This is a genomic window from Rhizobium sp. SG741 (assembly GCF_012275435.1).
Classification (GTDB): Bacteria; Pseudomonadota; Alphaproteobacteria; order Rhizobiales; family Rhizobiaceae; genus Rhizobium; species Rhizobium lusitanum.
Genome location: NZ_JAAZQP010000002.1, coordinates 561,764 through 579,629 on the forward strand (window position 1 = coordinate 561,764; position 17,866 = coordinate 579,629).

The following is a 17,866-nucleotide window of genomic DNA, read 5'->3' on the forward strand; positions in this document are numbered from 1 at the left end:
ATAATTGACAAACATACTGTCCGTTTGTAAATCGGATGCAGGACATAAGCTGTCTTACGGTCGAGTATTCGGCCGGATCGGTAGGGGCATTTCATGACCGTTGCCGCGAGATCAATTATGGAGGTGAGAGGGGACTCAAGCCAACATCAGGTGCGTATTTGCCGGGCTACTTGGTCGCGTTTAGACCGACCGGCTTTCGAGGTGATATTCCAGCTCTGCACTCGCGGAAAACTAGAAATGCATATTACAACCAGGAGTTTAATATGAACCTGAAAAGTCTTCTTCTCGGCTCGGCTGCTGCGCTGGCGGCAGTATCCGGCGCTCATGCGGCCGACGCTATCGTTGCCGCTGAACCGGAGCCGCTCGAATACGTTCGCATCTGCGACGCCTACGGTGCTGGCTACTTCTTCATTCCGGGCACCGAAACCTGCCTCAAGGTCGGCGGCCGTGTCCGTACCGAAGGCGAATGGTACGATGCTTACAACCCGAACAGCAAGGTCGGTACGCTGTGGCACACTCGTGCCGAGCTCAGCCTCGACACCGCGACCGACACCGAATACGGTCCGCTGAAGACCAATACGGTTATCCGTTGGGATTGGAGCGATGGCAACTCCACCTCCACGAAGCTGCTGTTTGCCAACATCAGCCTCGGCGGCTTCCTCGTCGGTAAGGCCGACTCGCAGTACAACTCCTACATTGGTTATGCTGGCGACGTCATCAACGACGACGTGATCTATGACGGCCCGTACGAACTGAACCAGTTGACCTACAACTACGATGCAGGCAACGGCTTCACGGCTATGGTCTCCGTCGAAGACAGCAACTCCAGCGGCTCGGGCGCTTCCTACGGCTCCAGCTGGTGGACGGACGACAAGTCCAACCACTACGCTCCCGACGTTGTTGCCGGTGCCGGCTTCAAGTCTGGCGCATGGGGCTTCAAGGTCGTCGGTGGTTATGACTCCATCGTCGAAGAAGGCGCTGTCAAGGCTCGCGTCGATGCCGACTTCGGTATGTTCTCGGCCTTCTTGATGGGTGGCTGGAACACGGACGGCGACAAGCTCAACAAGTATGCCGGCACTAACCTTGATCGTTCTGCTTGCCCCGTTAACGATCCGTCGAAGTGCGGCTGGGGTGACTGGGCAGTTTGGGGCGGCGTTGGCGTTCCGATCAACGAAAAGCTGAAGTGGAACCTCCAGCTCGCCTACACCGACTCGAAGATCTTTGCTGCGACCACGAACCTCAAGTTCAACCCGGTCAAGAACCTGCTTATCGAGCCGGAAGTCTCCTATACCGATTTCGATTCTGTGAACCAGGATCAGTGGGCCGGTATTCTGCGCTTCGAGCGCAGCTTCTAATCCTAAGTTACCTGGCCTCGTGCCAGGTAATAGAAGCCTGATGTTTCCAATCCGTCGGGCTTCTTACACTGATCGGTTGACCTCCGATCAAAGAGGAAGGATCCGGCTTTCCCTCCGGATCCTTCTTGATTTAAAGGGCCAATGTCGCCATCCCGCGCGTCTGGACCGACGGGAACCAGGTTTTCAATACCATCTTGATAAACATCTGTCCGCAAGGGACGAGCTGGAAATCGCCCCTGTCGAGCGTCCATTCCGTGATCAACCCGCCGATGACGGCGGTCAGTGAGGAGGCAGCCGTATCCGGCGTCCAGGGTGCGGGTAGCTTCGTGTTCGCATCCATCAATGTAAATATTCTCGCGAAGTGTTCGTGCATATCGTGCCGGAAGGAACTCGCGCGGTTCGTGGTTCCATCGCAGAACGCCATGTCGAGATGCATCATAACCTTCAGCATGCTGCGTTTGCGCGGATCGTACTGAATATCCTCGAACACCGTTGCGATCGCATCCGCCACAAGATCGAGCGGATTGGGCGGCAATTCCTTCGACATCCGCTCGGCCAACTCCTGGAATGGCTGCTGTGCCTCATCCCGGATCGCGAACATCAATCCCTGCTTGTTCTTGAAATGCCAATGAACCGCTCCCCGCGTAACACCGGCTGCTGCGGCTATCTCCTCCAGGCTGACATTTTCGTATCCCTTGTCGAGAAACAGAGCCTTCGCGGAATGTAGGATTTCGCTCCGGGTTTCTGCCGCCTCCTCCTTAGTGCGCCTCATTCGGTTCTCCACATAAGCCAATATTCAAGCTGTGCCCCTTTTTTATATGTCGCTCCATCAACGCCGTTTCGGTACTGGTCCTCCCTTATACCAGCAACAGCCACAACGCAGCAAAGCTTAGATATTCCCTAAAAATCGACGAAGGAAAACGTACTGAGGCGTATTCGTCAAGCTCCTATAAGCCACGCGCAAGTTTCCTTGTGCAGTTTGGGCGTGTTGGGAAGTGCAAAATCGAAAAATGTGCAGATGCCGATAGCGCCATGATGGCGATCGCTCGCCTTGGACATCCTTGAATTCATTACCCTCGGAAACGGCCCATTCGCCCGATCGCAGGGGCATGGCGAGTTTGATCTCCAGCATTCGGCAATCCCATCCGCCCATATCGATGTCGAAGTCAGGCCGCCGCAGTCACGCGATCCGGCATGACATCCTGTTCAAGTCGCGTACGCGTAAAGCATTCAAGTCCCTCTCAACGCTCGTATTCGGAGGCCCCATGACGAGCATTACCTCAGTCCTATCAAATAATTACTATCCATATCGGACATCTCAGTCGACGTCGTCCTCATCGAACGATTCGGTCGCGTCCATACTGTCCGGTAGCTCATCCAGCAGTTCTTCCGGCACGAGCTCGTCGTCATCAACCGACCAATCTCAGATCGCTTCGGCCGAGCAGCTGGTTGCCCAGCTGATGAATATCATCCTCAACTTGCAGTCTGGCAACGGCAGTGACAGCTCCAGGTCGGACTCGGAGAGTGATTCCACCAGCGCGACGTCGAGTACTCAGCAGTCTTCCGCGACCAGCAGCCAGAGCAGCAAGCAAAGCGATATGATCGGCGCCATGGATACCGATGGCGATGGCAATATCAGCGAGGCGGAATTCGTTGCCGCTCGTCTGTCCGATGTCAGCGAGGACCAGGCAACGCAGTTGTTCAAAAGCTTCGACACGAAGAACACCGGCTCGCTTACCGAATCGCAGCTGGCAAGCGCCATGCAGTCGGGCCAGCAGCCTCCTCCTCCGCCGCCTCAGGGCAGCCAGTCGAGTGACGACCAGCTCTCCAGCATGTTCTCCTCCATGGATACCAATGGCGACGGCAGTGTCAGCGAAACCGAGTTCGTTGCAACTCGCCCGTCCGACGTGAGCGAGGATCAGGCAACAGCGCTATTCAAGAGTCTCGATACCTCCGGTTCGGGATCGCTGACGCAGAGCCAGTTCGAATCGGCCATAAAGGCGCAACAGCAGCCGCAGATGCCTGATTTCGGCGGCCTTTATGCGTCCACTGACCAGGAGCAGACGGACGAACTGCTGTCCCTCTGATCGAAAGTGACCTTTCGCATCCGATCATGCGAACGGGCCGCCCGCTTGAACAAGAGACGTTGGGGCTTCCCTGTCCAAGCGGGCCGGCTTTTAAAGAACTTCCCCTATGAATGAGGCATTCCTGCAGCCCATCCTCTTATGGACGAGGGCCTGACGCCGCACGATCTCCGATTCTCTGGAAAGCCGCCTTGTTCTCAGTGCTGCCCGCGACAGAGGTGCCGCGCTCGCAAACGGAAAAGCAAAGATCGATGATATCAGAGCGACGGATTTCGTCGCGCGAAGCGTTCAACCATTGAGAACCTATGCTCGATATCGAAGGGAAGACACGCTGCCGGAGACGTTTCGATCGGATTGGCGTCGCCCGCCGGGACTGACGGATAGGCTAAGTCCCCTTGTCAAACGCAGGGAACGGGGGTGCTATGCGATCATTTCACGAAACCGGGACGACGGCGATTGTCGATGAAATGGGATCGCGTGCCCAGGAGTGGCGACCCGGACGAGGATCTGCTCGGTCGCATCGCTGCCGGTGACGTTCCGGCGATGCGCCTGATGGTCGCGCGGCAGCTGCCGCGGATTCTGTCCGTGGCCACCCGCATGCTTGGCGATGCCGCCGAAGCCGAGGATATCGCGCAGGAAACATTTCTGCGTGTGTGGCGAAACGCCGGAGGCTGGCGCCAGCGCGATGCCCTCTTCAGCACTTGGGTCCATCGCGTGGCGATCAACCTCTGCTACGATCACCTGCGTCGGCGCAAGGATGTGTTTGCCGAGCACCCGCCCGACCTCGAATATGAGGGTCCGGCGCCGGATGCCGGCCTGATGAGCGAGGATGACCCATCGCGGCGCGTGGAGCGGGCCATGCAGATGATTGCTCCCCGCCAGCGCGAGGCGATCGTCCTGGTCTACTATCAGGGGCTGTCGAATGCGGAGGCGGCGGCGATCATGGACGTTAGCGTGGATGCGCTGGAAAGCCTGCTTGCGCGTGGAAGGCGCTCCTTGCAGTTGCTGTTATTGAAGGAACAGAGCGATGGCTGAACATATCGCGGGTCCGATGAGTGCCGAGCGGTTCGCTGAAATGGTCGACGCCTATGGCGGCGACATCGGCCGATGGCCGCAAGATGAGCGCGCGGCCGCACGCGCCCATGCCAGGAGTGCCGAGGCAGCCGGCATGCTCGAACGTGCAGCGGACCTCGATTCGCTGCTCGACACATACGTCCTCAAAGCTGGCCACGAAGGCTTGGACGGCCGGATAGTCGCAAAATTTGTCCACCGCTCGAGGATGAGGAACTTGTTTCGCTTCGGTTCCGCCGGCATCGGTCTTGTCGGCATCGGCATTGCGGGCGCTCTCGCCGGCAGTATCGCCATCGCCATTTTGGCGCCCAACCTCACGTCGGACACCGTCATCGCATCGGATGGGACCGCCACCATGTTCGGCGATGTCGGGCCGGATGCGGCGATAAGGCAGGACAGCCAATGACAGACCGCAGCTTTCGAATATTGGTCATATCTCTGCTGGTGCTGAACACCTTCCTGATCGGAGCATTGGCAGGCGGAGGACTGACATGGATCCGCAACTCGCAGGCACGCGCCGCCGTGATGCCTTTGGCGGGCGAGCAACTGCCTTCGTCGCAGAGGAAAGCGCTGCGCGCGGCGCTGAACGAAGCGCGGAAAGACCAGCGCCCGACCATTCTCGAGGCGCAGCAGGCCAAAATAGATGCTGCGTCCATCCTAGGGCAGCCGACGCTGGATACGGAGGCACTGTCGGCCGCCTTGGCGCGAGCGCGCAATGCCGACATCGCCCTGCGGACGAAGCTCGAGGAACGCGCCGTCGATTTCGCGGCAACGCTTTCCTATGACGAACGCCGCGCTCTTGCCGAAAGCCTGATCCGCCGCGGCGTTCCCAAAGCCGCCGCCACAAAATGATCACACTTGCCCACCGACGGATCGGAAAGATGCTCGCGTTTAAGGAGCATGTCTGATGCAGGAGTTGGCAGGAACATGGCTCAGCAATCGAATGATGTTTATGCCGCGCTCGCTCTTTCCCGGTTCGGGCTAGGAGCGGATCATAACGGCATCGCGTCGATCCTGTCGGATCCGCGCGGCGCTTTGCTTGAAGAGATCACCGAACGCTTCGTCCCGGTTCCGGTCGGGTCGCAATTGCAGTCCACAGCCGATCTTCTCGTTGCTCTCTACGCTTTCCAGGAGCAGCGAAAGGAAGCCCGGCAGCAGGCCGTTGCGGCCGTTACACCGCAGCAGGGCAAACCGGCGCAAGCCCCGCAGCAGGGTCCTCAACTCCCCGGCTCGACGAGCGCCCAGCCCGGCGCCCAGGAGATGGCAGCGACAATGACCAAGGCGGTCGAGAAGCTGGAGAAGCCTTCGGCCCCCTATCTTCCGCAGCAGATTCTGCTGGCGGAGGCGGATGCACGTTTCAACGGCACCATCCGGCAGCCGCTGATCGGTTTCGGCGAACGGCTGGCCATGTTCTGGGCAAACCATTTCGCCGTCGCGATCTCCAAGAGCGAGGAATGCCACATTCTTGCCGGTGCGTTTGAGCGGGAGGCTATCCGTCCACATGTCTTCGGGCGGTTCTCTGAGATGCTGCTTGCGGTCGAAACCCATCCGGCCATGCTCGGCTATCTCGACAATCAGCAGTCGATCGGGCCGAATTCGAAGGCCAATGCCAACAAGAAGCGTGGCCTCAACGAAAATCTTGCCCGCGAGACGCTGGAGCTGCATACGCTGGGCGTCAATGGCGGCTACACGCAGACCGACGTGACGACGCTTGCGAAGATCATCACCGGCTGGACGGTGGCGCGGGCGGAGGGGAAGCTCGGCACGCCTGGCACGTTCGTCTTCAACGCGGCTGCCCACGAGCCGGGCGACCAGACGTTGCTCGGCTTGACCTATGCCGACAACGGCGTCGGGCAGGGGCGGGAGGCGCTGCGTGACCTTGCCCGCCATCCGGCAACCGCGCAGCATATCGCCACCAAGCTCGTCCGGCATTTTATCGCCGACGTGCCGCCGCCGGCGCTCGTGCAGACGGTTGCGGCAACCTTCACCAAGACGGATGGTGATCTCTCCACGGTCTATCGCGCCCTGCTCGGCTCTGAAGAGGCTTGGAATCCGACGCTTGCCAAGGTCCGCTCACCGCTGGAATTCATGGCCGCTCTTCTGCGGGCCAGCGGCGAGACGCCGAAGCCGAATGTCATTCTCGGCACCCTGACCGCCATGGGCCAGCCGTTTTGGGCGCCGGCCGGCCCGAACGGCTTTGCAGACACTGCCGATGTCTGGGCTTCCAGCGAGAGCCTTAGCATGCGGATGGATGTCGCCAATATGATCGCCAATGCGGCATCGCCGCAAGGAGATCCAAGGCGCTTCGTTTCGGACAGTCTCGGCCCGCTTCTCTCAAATGAAACGCTGCAGGCGGTATCGCGTGCAGAGACCCGCAACCAGGGCTTTGCGATCGCCTATCTTTCCCCCGAATTTCAAAGGCGCTGACCATGACTTGCGAACTCATGACTCCCACCCGCCGTGCCGTTCTTGGTGCTTCCGGCGCCTTGTTCGCCTGGGCTTTCATTCCACGCTTCGCCCATGCCGCCGGCGGCCGCGATCCGCGGTTTATCACCATCATCCTGCGTGGTGCGCTCGATGGCCTGACGGCCGTCCCGCCTGTCGGCGATCCGGACTATCAAGCGCTTCGCCAGGCGATCGCCATGACGACGAGCGGTCCTCATGCTGCGCTTCCGCTCGACAGCTTCTTTGCGCTGCATCCGTCGATGCCGAACTTTAATGGCCTTTACCGCGCAGGGCAGGCGGCCGTCGTTCATGCGAGCGCGACGCCCTATCGCGACCGCTCGCATTTTGACGGTCAGGATGTGCTGGAATCCGGTTATGAAACTCCAGGCCGCGTCGATTCCGGCTGGTTGAACCGCATGCTGGAAGGCCTTCCCAAAGGGGACAAGGTTTCGCCCGGTTCATCCGCCATCCATGGATTGTCGGTCGGCGCGAACGCACCGCTAGTCATTCGTGGCAAGGCGCCGGTGCTCGGTTGGTCGCCATCCAACTTGCAGCCTGTCAGCGATGACCTGCCGCCGCGCCTTATGGATCTCTACAATCACACCGACCCCTTGTTCGCGAAGATCCTCGCCGAGGGCATCTCCACCGGCAAGATCGCAGCCGGCCTCGACGTGAAGGCGCGAGGCGGCCCAGGCGATCCCACCGGGATGGAGCAGATGGCGAGGGGCGCCGCGCGCCTGCTGGCGCAGGATGATGGTCCGCGTGTTGCCGCACTCGCCTTCGAAGGATGGGACACCCATGCCGGCGAGGTGGATCGGCTGAACAAGCTGCTTGTGGGGCTCGACAATGCGTTGGCGGCGTTCCAGCAAGAACTCGGTCCCTCCTGGAAGGATACCGCGATCGTCGTTGCGACGGAGTTCGGCCGCACGGCGCAGGTGAACGGCACCGAGGGTACGGATCATGGCACCGGCACGACTGCCTTTCTCGCCGGTGGTGCGATCAAGGGCGGCCGGGTGATCGCCGACTGGCCCGGCCTCAAGCAGGCGCAATTGCGCGATGGCCGCGATCTTGCCGCCACGACCGACCTGCGCGCGGTGATCAAGGGCATCGCCGTCGATCTGCTCGGTGCTTCGCCTGTTGTATTGACCCGCGACGTTTTTCCCGGGTCCGATCATGTCCTGCCGATGAAGGGGCTGATCGTCTGACGACAGGCTGTCGTTATGGCCAATCTGCATAGCCCGACGACAGGACATGGCTTTCCGCGACTTCGCTCCTGCGGGCGAAGTCGCGATAGGTTGCCGGCGAGAAGCCCGTCTTCTTCTTGAAGAAGTGGCTGAAATAGGTGGGGTCACGAAAGCCGAGGCCGTCGGAAATCTCCTGGACTGTGCGGGCCGAGCGCTCCAGCCGCAATTTCGCTTCCTGCACCACCCGCTCGTGCAACAGCTGCACGGGGGAGCGGCCAAGCGCGCTGCGGCAGATGGAATGCAGGCGATCGGTGGTCACGCCGAGTTCGCGGGCATAGTCCGTCATCGGCCGATGCTGGCGGAACCAGGTCTCCACCAATTGCCGATATCTCTGCAGGATCGATGCGCCGCCGCCGCGCCCGCGCTGTTCGGCTGTTTCCGCGCCGCCTGCCCGCCAAAGCGCCATCAGGATCAGGCGCATATAGGCCGAGATCGCCATCCATGACGCCCGGGAGGGATCGCCAAGCTCCCGAACGAAGCCGGCGACGAGCGGCTGCGCCTCACCGACGGCATCGGCATCCGGCGCGGCCATGAACCAGGGCTGTTCGCTGAAGATTCTGAGCGCGTAGGATTCCGCCCGGTCTCCGATCGCGTCGACCACGATCTGCGGCGAGGCGCCGATGATGAAACCGGCAGCACCGGCCGCCATATGCAGCTCGCAGTGCGACTGCGGCGGCAGATAAGCAATGGTCGGCCCAAGAAAAGCCCTTTGGTCTTCGCCCTCGAGAATAAGTTTTGCTGTCCCCACCTGCAGCAGGAAAAGGTGGTGGAATTGGGCGTAGAGGCCCTTTTGGAAACGGATCGTGCGAGGTGTCAGCGAGGGCTCGTGCCAATCTCCGCGCGCATGAAGATGGATGCCGCTGTCGAAAACCAACGAGTCCTCCTTCGCATGGCATGACGAGAACGTGGCATGATTGCCAGATATTTGCAATATTAACCCAGAAAATCGCATTCAATCCTCGTCGCAACGACGTAATCTCTTCTCATGAGCCTTTGGGAGGAGGTCTCCACGCAAAAGATATGGTTGTTGCGGCTGCATCCCGGCGGCGCTCGACCATGCGCGCTTTCTCCCATTTTGGATGACTGCAGGCATGGCCTGCCAAAGAGCGGATGATCGCATGTTCGTGGCAAAACTGCTGATCGATGACGAAACGCTGGATGCGTCTGATGCATCCACCTTCGAGCGCGTCGATCCGGCGACCGGCGATGTCGCGACCATCGCGCCGGCCGCTTCGGCGGCAGACGCTGCCCGCGCCGCCTGCGCCGCAGCGGCCGCCTTTCCCGTGTGGTCGCAGACCGGGCCGGGCGAACGGCGCACGCTTCTGAACAAAGCTGCGGACATTCTGACCGCTCGCGCAGCCGACTTTGTCGAAGCAATGGTCGGCGAGACCGGCGCGACCGCGCTTTGGGCGAGGATTAATTGCGGTCTCGGCGCCGACATGCTGCGCGAGGCAGCTGCCATGACGACACAGGTCGCCGGCGAGATCATTCCTTCCAGCGAGCCGGGCAGCCTTGCCATGGCGGTGCGTCAGCCGGCCGGGGTCTGCCTCGGGATCGCCCCGTGGAATGCGCCGATCATCCTTGGCGTGCGCGCCATCGCCATGCCGCTAGCCTGCGGCAATACCGTCATTCTGAAGGCATCCGAACTCTGCCCCAGGACTCATTGCCTGATCGGCGAGGTCCTGCGTGAGGCAGGCTTCCCGCCCGGTGTCGTCAACGTCATCACCAACGCGCCGAAGGATGCGGCCGCGATTGTTGAAGCCTTGATTGCACATCCGGCCGTGCGCCGGATCAATTTCACCGGCTCGACGCGTGTCGGGCGCCTCGTTGCCGAGGCTTCAGCACGCCACCTTAAGCGTTGCCTGCTGGAGCTTGGCGGCAAGGCGCCGTTCATCGTGCTCGCCGACGCCGATATCGACGAGGCGGTGCGCGCCGCCGCCTTCGGCGCCTTCATGAACCAGGGCCAGATCTGCATGTCGACCGAGCGCATCATCCTCATGGAGGAGATTGCCGACGAATTCGTCGAGAAGTTCAGGGTGAAGGCCGAGACGCTCGTTGCCGGCAATCCACTCGACGGCAATACACCGCTCGGCACGATGATCAGCGCGGAGGCCGCCAGACGTGTTCGTGCGCTGGTGGAGGATGCGATGCAGAAGGGTGCAGTCGTGGTTTGTGGCGGCCAGGCGCGGGGCACGCAGATCGATGCCACGATCATCGATCACGTGACGCCGGCGATGCGGATTTACCGCGAGGAGAGTTTCGGACCGCTCGCCGCCATCATCCGGGTCGACAGCGTCGATGAGGCTGTGACGGTCGCCAACGACAATGAATATGGCCTGTCATCGGCGGTGTTCAGCCGCGACATCAATCAGGCACTTTCAGTCGCAAGGCGCATCGAGACCGGCATTTGCCACATCAACGAGGCAACTGTCGCGGATGAGCCGCAAATGCCGTTCGGCGGTGTCAAATCGAGCGGCTACGGCCGCTTCGGCGGCAAGGCGGCCATCGATGAATTCACCGAGTTGCGCTGGATCACGCTTGCATCCGGCAAACGGGAGTATCCGATCTGAACGGTCGCAAGACGGCAGGTCGGCAAAGACAAAGGCATGCGGAGTAAGAGGGCTCCGACAAAAAAGGGAGGACTATTTCATGACTGGTAATTTCAACAGACCTATATCCGGCGCCGCACTGACGCGTCGCAGATTCATGACCGCCACGGCAGCGGGCACCGCCGCGCTGGCCTTCGGCGGACGGTCGGCATTTGCCGCCGACGATACGCTGAAGGTCGGCTTCATCAGCCCCCGCACGGGACCGCTTGGTGGCTTCGGTGAGACGGACGGCTACGTTCTGGAGTTGGCGCGCAAGGCGCTGGCAGGCGGATTGCAGGCCGGCGGCAAGACGTGGAAGGTGGAAATCCTCGATCGCGACACGCAATCCGATCCGTCGCGCGCCGGGCAATTGGCGAAGGACCTGATCAACAATCAGGCTGTCGATCTGATGCTGGCGGTCTCGACGCCGGAGACGATCAATCCAGTCGCCGATGCCTGCGAGGCGGCGGGCGTGCCCTGCCTGTCGACGGTCATGCCGTGGGAGGCCTGGTATTTCGGCCGTGGTGCCAAGCCCGGCGCGCCGTCGCCGTTCAAGTGGACCTATCACTTCGGCTTCGGCGTCGGTGAATTCCTCAAGACCTATATTTCGCAGTGGAACCTCATCGAGACCAACAAGAAGGTCGGCGTCATGTATCCGAACGATGCCGACGGCAACGCGATCCGCGCCAATCTGGCACCGGCGCTTGCCAAGGCGGGCTTCACCATCGTCGACCCCGGTGCCTATGAAACCGGAACGACCGACTTCTCCTCGCAGATCGCGCTCTTCCGGCAGGAGGGCGTGGAGATCTTCAACAGCTTCCCGATCCCGCCGGATTTCGCAGCCTTCTGGCGGCAGGCGGCGCAGCAGGGTCTTACCCAGCAGATCAAGATCTGCCAGGTTGCCAAAACAGGCCTCTTTCCATCTGACATTGAGGCGCTGGGCGACCTCGGCATGAACGTCAGCAGCGCCGCCTATTGGCACAAGGCCTTTCCTTACAAGTCGTCGCTGACGGGTGTTTCCGGCAATGAGCTGGCCGATGGCTATGAGGCGGCAAGCGGCAAGCAGTGGACGCAGCAGCTCGGCGCCAGCCTGTCGCTGCTCGACGCCGGCTTCGATGTGCTGAAGGCAGCGTCCGACGTCAAGAGCAAGGCAGCGGTTGCCAAGGCGATGAGCACGCTGAAGACCACGACGATCGCCGGCAAGGTGGATTTCACCAGCGGCCCAGTCGCCAACGTCTCTCCGGGGCCGATCATCGGCACGCAATGGGTCAAGGCGCCGGCCGGCTCGAAATTCGCGCTCGACTATGTCGTGACCGAGCACGCTACCGATCCGAACGTGCCCGTCGGCGCCAAACTCATCGCTTACAACGGGTAACGGCATCGTGCAGGTCAAAGAGCAACAGCGGCCGGGACAGGACTTTCTGGCGGCCAAGGGGATCCACAAGCGCTTCGGGGCGCTTGTGGTTCTGGAAAACCTCGATTTTTCAATGGGCGATGGCGATGCCGTTGGCATCGTCGGCCCGAACGGGGCTGGCAAGACGACGCTTCTCAGCGTGCTGGCCGGTGCATTTCCACCGAATGCCGGAACCATCACCTTCGGCGGACAGAACGTCACGGCGCTGACGGCGGCCGACCGCTGCCGCTCCGGTCTCGTCAGGACGCACCAGATCCCGAAGCCCTTCAGCGGCATGACGACGTTCGAGAACGTCTTTGTCGCTGCTTCGCACGGCAAGACATCCGGTCGCGACGAGGCCTATGGACGCGTCGTCGATTCCCTGCGGCTCTGCGGCATGCTCGGCGTTGCCAATCGCCGCGCCGATACGCTTGGCCTGCTCGATCGCAAGCGGTTGGAACTTGCGCGAGCCCTCGCAACCGGTCCACGGCTGCTGCTGCTCGACGAGATCGGCGGCGGGCTGACCGATGGCGAGGCGAGTGAGCTGGTGGAGACCATTCTCGAATTGCGCCGCCGCGGCATCGGCATCGTCTGGATCGAGCATATCGTCCATATCTTGCTGCAGGTCGTCGAACGGTTGATCTGCATGGATGCCGGCAAGATCATTGCCGACGGCAATCCGAAGACTGTCATGAGCGATGCCGAAGTCGTGCGCGCCTATCTTGGAGGAGCGCCCGTATGAGCACGCTTTCCATTCGAGATCTGGATGTTCGCCATGGTCTGTTGCAGGCGGTGCGCGGCGTGAGCTTCGACCTTGCCAAGGGCGACGTGCTCGCGCTCGTGGGTGCCAATGGCGCCGGCAAGACGACATTGCTGCGCTCCATCGCCGGTGCTCATCTTCCGGTCGGCGGCCAGATCCTTCTCGACGGCGAGGATGTCACCGCCGTTCCCTCACACAAGCGCATCGTCAGGGGCATTGCCCTGGTGCCGGAGGGACGGCGGCTGTTTTCGCAGATGACGGTGGAGGAAAATCTGCTGCTCGGCAAAAGCGCCGGCCGCAAGGGGGAGTGGACGGTCGAGCGGGTCTTCGACGCCTTTCCGAACCTCAAACCGCGCCGCCATGCCAAGACCGGACATCTCTCGGGGGGCGAGCAGCAGGCGACCGCGATCGGCCGGGCGCTGATGAGCAATCCCGACATTCTGCTGCTTGACGAAGTGTCGCTCGGCCTGTCGCCGCTGGTGGTCGACCGCGTCTATCAGCAGCTTCAAAGCCTGTTGTCGTCGGGCACGACGATTATTCTCGTCGAACAGGATCTGACCCGGGCAATGAGCGTCGCAAGCCGTGTCATCTGCATGCTCGAAGGCCGCATCGTGCTCGACAGGCCGGCAGCCGGCGTGACGCGCGAGGATGTCACCCGGGCCTATTTCGGACTGCATCGGGCAGCCGCTGAAAGGAGCGCGTCGTGATCAACACCTTGCTTCAAGGCGTCCTGCTCGGCGGCTACTACGCCGTCATCGCCTGCGGACTGTCCTTTATGTTCTCGGTCATGCGCATCATCAATCTCGCGCATGGCAGTCTTGCCGTCGTTGCCGCCTACGGTCTTTGGCTGCTGGCGTCCAAACTCGCGATCCCACCCTTTGCCGGCCTGCTGATCGTACTGCCCGTCATGGCCATGCTTGGCTGGCTGTTGCAGAGGTTCGTGCTGGAGCGCAGCTCGCGCGGCGGCACGCTGCTGCCGATCCTGACGACCTTCGGTCTGTCGATCGTGATCGACAATCTGCTGTTCGAACAGTTCGGAGCCGACACGCGCTCACTCGCGCCGTTCATCGGCAATCTCTCCTACGCCTCCTGGCAATTGCCCGGCCATATCTTCGTCGGCAAGCTTGCCGTGCTGATGATGGTGACCGCCATCGTCATCCTCGGCGGCCTTCAGCTCTTCCTCAGCCGTTTCGCGCTCGGCCGTTCGATCCGGGCCACGGCGGAAGATCCGGATACCGCAGGGCTTGTCGGTATCAATGCCCGTAGGGTCAACGCGGTTGCGACCGCGATCACCATGGTCACGGTCGGCATCGCCGGCGCATTCCTGGCGATGCGGGCGACCTTCAATCCCTATTCGGGCGGGCCGCAATTGCTGTTTGCCTTCGAAGCGGCTGTCATCGGTGGCGCCGGCTCGCTATGGGGAACCCTGCTTGGCGGCATCGTTCTCGGTCTGGCGCAATCGATCGGCGCCCAGATTCATCCGCAAGGCTTCCTGATCGGCGGCCACATCGCCTTTCTGCTCGTCCTCTTCGTTCGGCTCCATCAGTTCGGCATGCCCGGACTCGGCAGGATCCGCGCTCTTCTTCGGAGCCCGACATGACCGTGATCGCACCCGGAATATCCGTCGAACGCTGGACGGCTTCGTCCCGCCTGACATTGGCTGTGATGACAGTCGTGGCGATCCTGCTGGCGGCCTCGCCTGCCTTCATGGGAGCCGGTGTCATCGACCGGATGACGGCTCTCTTCATCTACGTGATCCTCGCCGCCATGTGGAATGCCCTGGCGGGCTTCGGCGGCCTCGTTTCCGTCGGCCAGCAGGTCTTCTTCGGTCTCGGCGCCTATTTCACCATCCGCCTGGCTGATGCAGGGCTCGATCCCTTCGTTTCGCTCTTCGTCGCTGCGATCGTCACCGGCATTCTTTCGGTTCCGCTTTCATGGTTCATGCTGCGGCTGAAGGGCGGGGAGTTTGCGATCGGCATGTGGGTGATCGCCGAGCTCGCCCATCTGCTCGTCAATCTCGACCGGCTCATCCAGGGGGAAACGGGCACCTCGCTCATTGCACTGAACGCCTATGACAGCGGCACGCGGCGGGTGACGATCTACTGGCTGGCGCTTGCCGCCATGATTGCCCTGCTCGGCGCCCTCTTTGCCCTCATGCGCAGCCGCGCCGGCGCTGCGATGCAGGCGATCCGTGACAATGAGGATGCGGCAACCTCCGTCGGCGTGCGGGTTGCCGCCACCAAGAGATTGCTCTTTGTGCTGGCTGCCTTCGGGATCGCCGTCGCCGGCGGCCTCTGGCTGGCAACGGCCACCACCTTCCAGCCGAAGACCTATTTCAGCGTGCAGTGGACCGCTTATATGATCTTTATGGTCCTCGTCGGCGGCATCGGCAAATTCGAGGGGGCAATCCTCGGCGCTGTGCTCTTTTTCGTCATCGAGACCGTCTTCGGCGGAACGGGGGTCTGGTATCTGGTCGGCCTCGGGGCCGCAGCGCTGCTCTTCTCCCTCTATCTGCCACAGGGCCTCTGGGGCGCGATCGAGCGACGGTTCGATCTGCAACTGCTGCCCGTCGGCTACCGGCTGACGTTTTCAGATCTCTTCAAGGACAAACAGTAGCGGCGACGTCCGTCGTCGCATTTCATGAGAAAGGTGAAATCATGCTTTTCGGCAAGACCATCCTCGTCACTGGGGTCGCTTCGGGTATCGGCGCGCGCACCGCCGAACTTGCGGGGCAGATGGGCGCTGACATTATCGGCGTCGATGTCCGCGAGCCGTCGTCGGGCATCAGTTCCTTCATCAAGGGCGATATCTCGACCGCCGAAGGCGTAGCGGACATCGTCCGCCAATTGCCCAACCGCGTCGATGCTCTGGCCAATGTCGCAGGGCTTTCCGGAAGCACCGGCGTCGCGGCAACGCTTGCAGTCAATTTCTACGGTTTGCGTACGCTTTCCGAGGCGGTCGCACCCCGCCTGCGCGAGGGCGGGGCGATCGTCAATGTCGCCTCGATCGCGGGCTATGGCTGGCGCGCCAATCTGGAGCGAGCAAAGAAGCTGACGGCAATCGAAGGCTTTCCTGATGTCGCCGGTCTCGTCGCGGAGCATGGTTTGAAGAACGAAGAGGGCTATCCGCTGTCCAAGGAGCTGCTGCTGCTCTGGACCATGCGGGCCGCACATCAAGCGCTCTTCAAGGATCGCGGCATTCGCGTCAACGCCGTCAGCCCTGGTCCCGTCGAAACGCGGATCCTCAAGCAGTTCCGCGCCGTGCTTGGCGACGCCCGCGTCGACAGCGATATCACGCGCGTCGGCCGGGCGGGTACTTCAGCCGACATCGCCCCTGCCATCCTGTTCTTGTGCTCGGACGGTGCGCGCTGGATCAATGGCGCCAATCTCCCCACCGATGGCGGGCTTGAAGCCTCCATCAATGCCGACGTGCTCGGCTTCTAGATATCATTCGCATCAGGAGACAAGAGATGAACATTTCCCTTCTCATCAACGGCGTCGACAGGCCGGCCGCCAGCGGCCGGACCTATGACCGTCTGGACCCCTTTACCGAAAAGCTGGCAAGCCGAGCGCCGGCGGCCGGCCTCGAGGACGTGGCGGCTGCGATCGAAGCCGCATCCAACGCCTTCCCAGCCTGGGCGAGCACGGGCCCCGGCCAGCGCCGCGCGATCCTGGCAAAAGCGGCCGATATCATGGATGCCAAGGTCGGCGAGTTCACGACGCTGATGATGGAGGAGACGGGAGCGACCGCGCCTTGGGCCGGCTTCAACGTCATGCTTGCCGCCAATATCCTGCGCGAAGCGGCCGCCATGACGACGCAGATTGGCGGCGAGATCATTCCTTCCGACAAGCCCGGCACGCTCGCCATGGGCATCCGCCAGGCGGCCGGCGTTTGCCTGGCGATCGCGCCCTGGAATGCGCCTGTCATCCTGGCGACGCGGGCCATTGCCATGCCGATCGCCTGCGGCAACACGGTGATCCTGAAGGCTTCCGAACAATGCCCCGGCACGCAGCGGCTGATCGCGACGGCCCTGACGGAAGCAGGCCTGCCGGCTGGCGTCATCAACGTCATCACCAATGCGCCCGAGGATGCGCCCCGGATCGTCGAGGCCCTGATCGCGCATCCCGCAGTGCGCCGTGTCAATTTCACCGGCTCGACCAAGGTGGGCAAGATCATCGCTGAACTCAGCGGCAAGCATCTGAAACCGGCTCTGCTGGAACTCGGCGGCAAGGCGCCGCTGGTGGTGCTGGAGGATGCCGATATCGATGGTGCCGTCAACGCGGCAATCTTCGGCGCCTTCATGCACCAAGGCCAGATCTGCATGTCGACCGAGCGCATCATCGTGCATCAGGCGATCGCCGACGCCTTCGTCGCCAAGCTTGCGGCGCGCGCCAGCGCGCTGCCGGCGGGCGATCCGCGCGGCCATGTGGTGCTGGGTTCACTGATCAGCCTCGATGCAGCCAAGAAGATGGAGGAGTTGATCGCCGACGCGCAGGCCAAGGGAGCCAAACTGATAGCCGGCGGCAAGCGCAGCGGAACGGTGGTGGAGGCGACGTTGCTCGATTTCGTCACACCGGATATGCGCGTCTATGCGGAAGAATCCTTTGGGCCGGTGAAGCCGATCATTCGTGTGGCAAGCGAGGATGAGGCGGTACGGATTGCCAACGACACCGAATACGGCTTGTCGTCGGCCGTCTTCAGCCGCGACGTACAGCGCGCGCTTGCCGTTGCCGGACGCATTCAGTCCGGTATTTGCCATATCAACGGCCCGACTTTGAACGATGAAGCGCAGATGCCGTTCGGCGGCGTCAAGGGCAGCGGCTACGGCCGCTTCGGCGGTAAGGCTGCGATCGCCGAATTCACCGATCTGCGCTGGATCACCATCGAAGATTCCGCGCAGCACTATCCCTTCTGATCAAACGACGT

General features: G+C 61.8%; 17 protein-coding genes. 15 read left to right on the plus strand and 2 right to left on the minus strand.

What is annotated here, in order from left to right; translation table 11 throughout:
• Positions 1–263: 263 nt before the first annotated feature.
• Entirely contained in the window at positions 264–1,355 is a 1,092-nt protein-coding gene (locus FHT29_RS07980) for a porin (protein WP_037192250.1), read from the plus strand.
• A gap of 130 nt (positions 1,356–1,485) precedes the next feature.
• On the opposite strand, the gene FHT29_RS07985 is transcribed toward FHT29_RS07980, so the two are convergent.
• Positions 1,486–2,127, minus strand: a complete 642-nt coding sequence (locus FHT29_RS07985; RefSeq protein WP_037192247.1) for a TetR family transcriptional regulator — start codon at positions 2,125–2,127, stop codon at positions 1,486–1,488.
• An 826-nt stretch (positions 2,128–2,953) separates the two neighbouring features.
• Here FHT29_RS07985 and FHT29_RS34420 point away from each other — a divergent pair.
• From FHT29_RS34420 to FHT29_RS08015, 6 genes are all read left to right on the plus strand, one after another.
• Positions 2,954–3,442 carry an EF-hand domain-containing protein gene (locus FHT29_RS34420; RefSeq protein ID WP_246703007.1) on the plus strand — a complete coding sequence of 163 codons (489 nt, stop codon included), beginning with the start codon at positions 2,954–2,956 and terminating at the stop codon, positions 3,440–3,442.
• 414 nt (positions 3,443–3,856) lie between these two features.
• A complete protein-coding gene (locus FHT29_RS07995; RefSeq protein ID WP_348644858.1) occupies positions 3,857–4,474 on the plus strand; it encodes an RNA polymerase sigma factor in 618 nt (205 codons plus the stop codon).
• Positions 4,467–4,916 carry a hypothetical protein gene (locus FHT29_RS08000; protein WP_047554782.1) on the plus strand — a complete coding sequence of 150 codons (450 nt, stop codon included), beginning with the start codon at positions 4,467–4,469 and terminating at the stop codon, positions 4,914–4,916. The genes FHT29_RS07995 and FHT29_RS08000 overlap by 8 nt, the downstream gene beginning before the upstream one ends.
• Positions 4,913–5,362 (plus strand): periplasmic heavy metal sensor, encoded by a 450-nt coding sequence (locus FHT29_RS08005; RefSeq protein ID WP_047554785.1) that lies wholly within the window; start codon positions 4,913–4,915, stop codon positions 5,360–5,362. The genes FHT29_RS08000 and FHT29_RS08005 overlap by 4 nt, the downstream gene beginning before the upstream one ends.
• A 75-nt stretch (positions 5,363–5,437) precedes the next feature.
• Positions 5,438–6,937 (plus strand): DUF1800 family protein, encoded by a 1,500-nt coding sequence (locus FHT29_RS08010; protein WP_047554787.1) that lies wholly within the window; start codon positions 5,438–5,440, stop codon positions 6,935–6,937.
• A 2-nt stretch (positions 6,938–6,939) separates the two neighbouring features.
• Positions 6,940–8,160 (plus strand): DUF1501 domain-containing protein, encoded by a 1,221-nt coding sequence (locus tag FHT29_RS08015; protein WP_047554789.1) that lies wholly within the window; start codon positions 6,940–6,942, stop codon positions 8,158–8,160.
• 13 nt (positions 8,161–8,173) lie between these two features.
• Here the strand turns inward: FHT29_RS08015 and FHT29_RS08020 are convergent, their stop codons facing one another.
• On the minus strand, positions 8,174–9,073 hold the full coding sequence (locus FHT29_RS08020; protein WP_037192232.1) for a helix-turn-helix transcriptional regulator: 900 nt from the start codon (positions 9,071–9,073) through the stop codon (positions 8,174–8,176).
• A gap of 244 nt (positions 9,074–9,317) precedes the next feature.
• Between FHT29_RS08020 and FHT29_RS08025 the strand changes: the two genes are divergently transcribed.
• The 8 genes from FHT29_RS08025 to FHT29_RS08060 all read left to right on the plus strand — a co-directional run bounded on the left by FHT29_RS08025 (position 9,318) and on the right by FHT29_RS08060 (position 17,855).
• A complete protein-coding gene (locus tag FHT29_RS08025) occupies positions 9,318–10,769 on the plus strand; it encodes an aldehyde dehydrogenase (protein WP_037192230.1) in 1,452 nt (483 codons plus the stop codon).
• 79 nt (positions 10,770–10,848) lie between these two features.
• On the plus strand, positions 10,849–12,162 hold the full coding sequence (locus FHT29_RS08030; protein WP_037192228.1) for an ABC transporter substrate-binding protein: 1,314 nt from the start codon (positions 10,849–10,851) through the stop codon (positions 12,160–12,162).
• A 7-nt stretch (positions 12,163–12,169) separates the two neighbouring features.
• Complete coding sequence (locus FHT29_RS08035) at positions 12,170–12,922, plus strand: ABC transporter ATP-binding protein (protein WP_047638507.1); 753 nt, start codon at positions 12,170–12,172, stop codon at positions 12,920–12,922.
• Positions 12,919–13,647: an ABC transporter ATP-binding protein gene (locus tag FHT29_RS08040; RefSeq protein ID WP_168597373.1), complete on the plus strand. Its 729-nt coding sequence runs from the start codon at positions 12,919–12,921 to the stop codon at positions 13,645–13,647. The genes FHT29_RS08035 and FHT29_RS08040 overlap by 4 nt, the downstream gene beginning before the upstream one ends.
• Complete coding sequence (locus FHT29_RS08045; RefSeq protein ID WP_168599529.1) at positions 13,644–14,540, plus strand: branched-chain amino acid ABC transporter permease; 897 nt, start codon at positions 13,644–13,646, stop codon at positions 14,538–14,540. The genes FHT29_RS08040 and FHT29_RS08045 overlap by 4 nt, the downstream gene beginning before the upstream one ends.
• Positions 14,537–15,556: a branched-chain amino acid ABC transporter permease gene (locus FHT29_RS08050; protein WP_047554798.1), complete on the plus strand. Its 1,020-nt coding sequence runs from the start codon at positions 14,537–14,539 to the stop codon at positions 15,554–15,556. Before FHT29_RS08045 ends, FHT29_RS08050 begins: the two co-directional genes overlap by 4 nt.
• 41 nt (positions 15,557–15,597) lie before the next feature.
• Entirely contained in the window at positions 15,598–16,383 is a 786-nt protein-coding gene (locus tag FHT29_RS08055; protein WP_037192217.1) for a coniferyl-alcohol dehydrogenase, read from the plus strand.
• A 26-nt stretch (positions 16,384–16,409) separates the two neighbouring features.
• A complete protein-coding gene (locus FHT29_RS08060) occupies positions 16,410–17,855 on the plus strand; it encodes an aldehyde dehydrogenase (RefSeq protein WP_047554801.1) in 1,446 nt (481 codons plus the stop codon).
• The last annotated feature ends 11 nt before the right edge of the window (positions 17,856–17,866 follow it).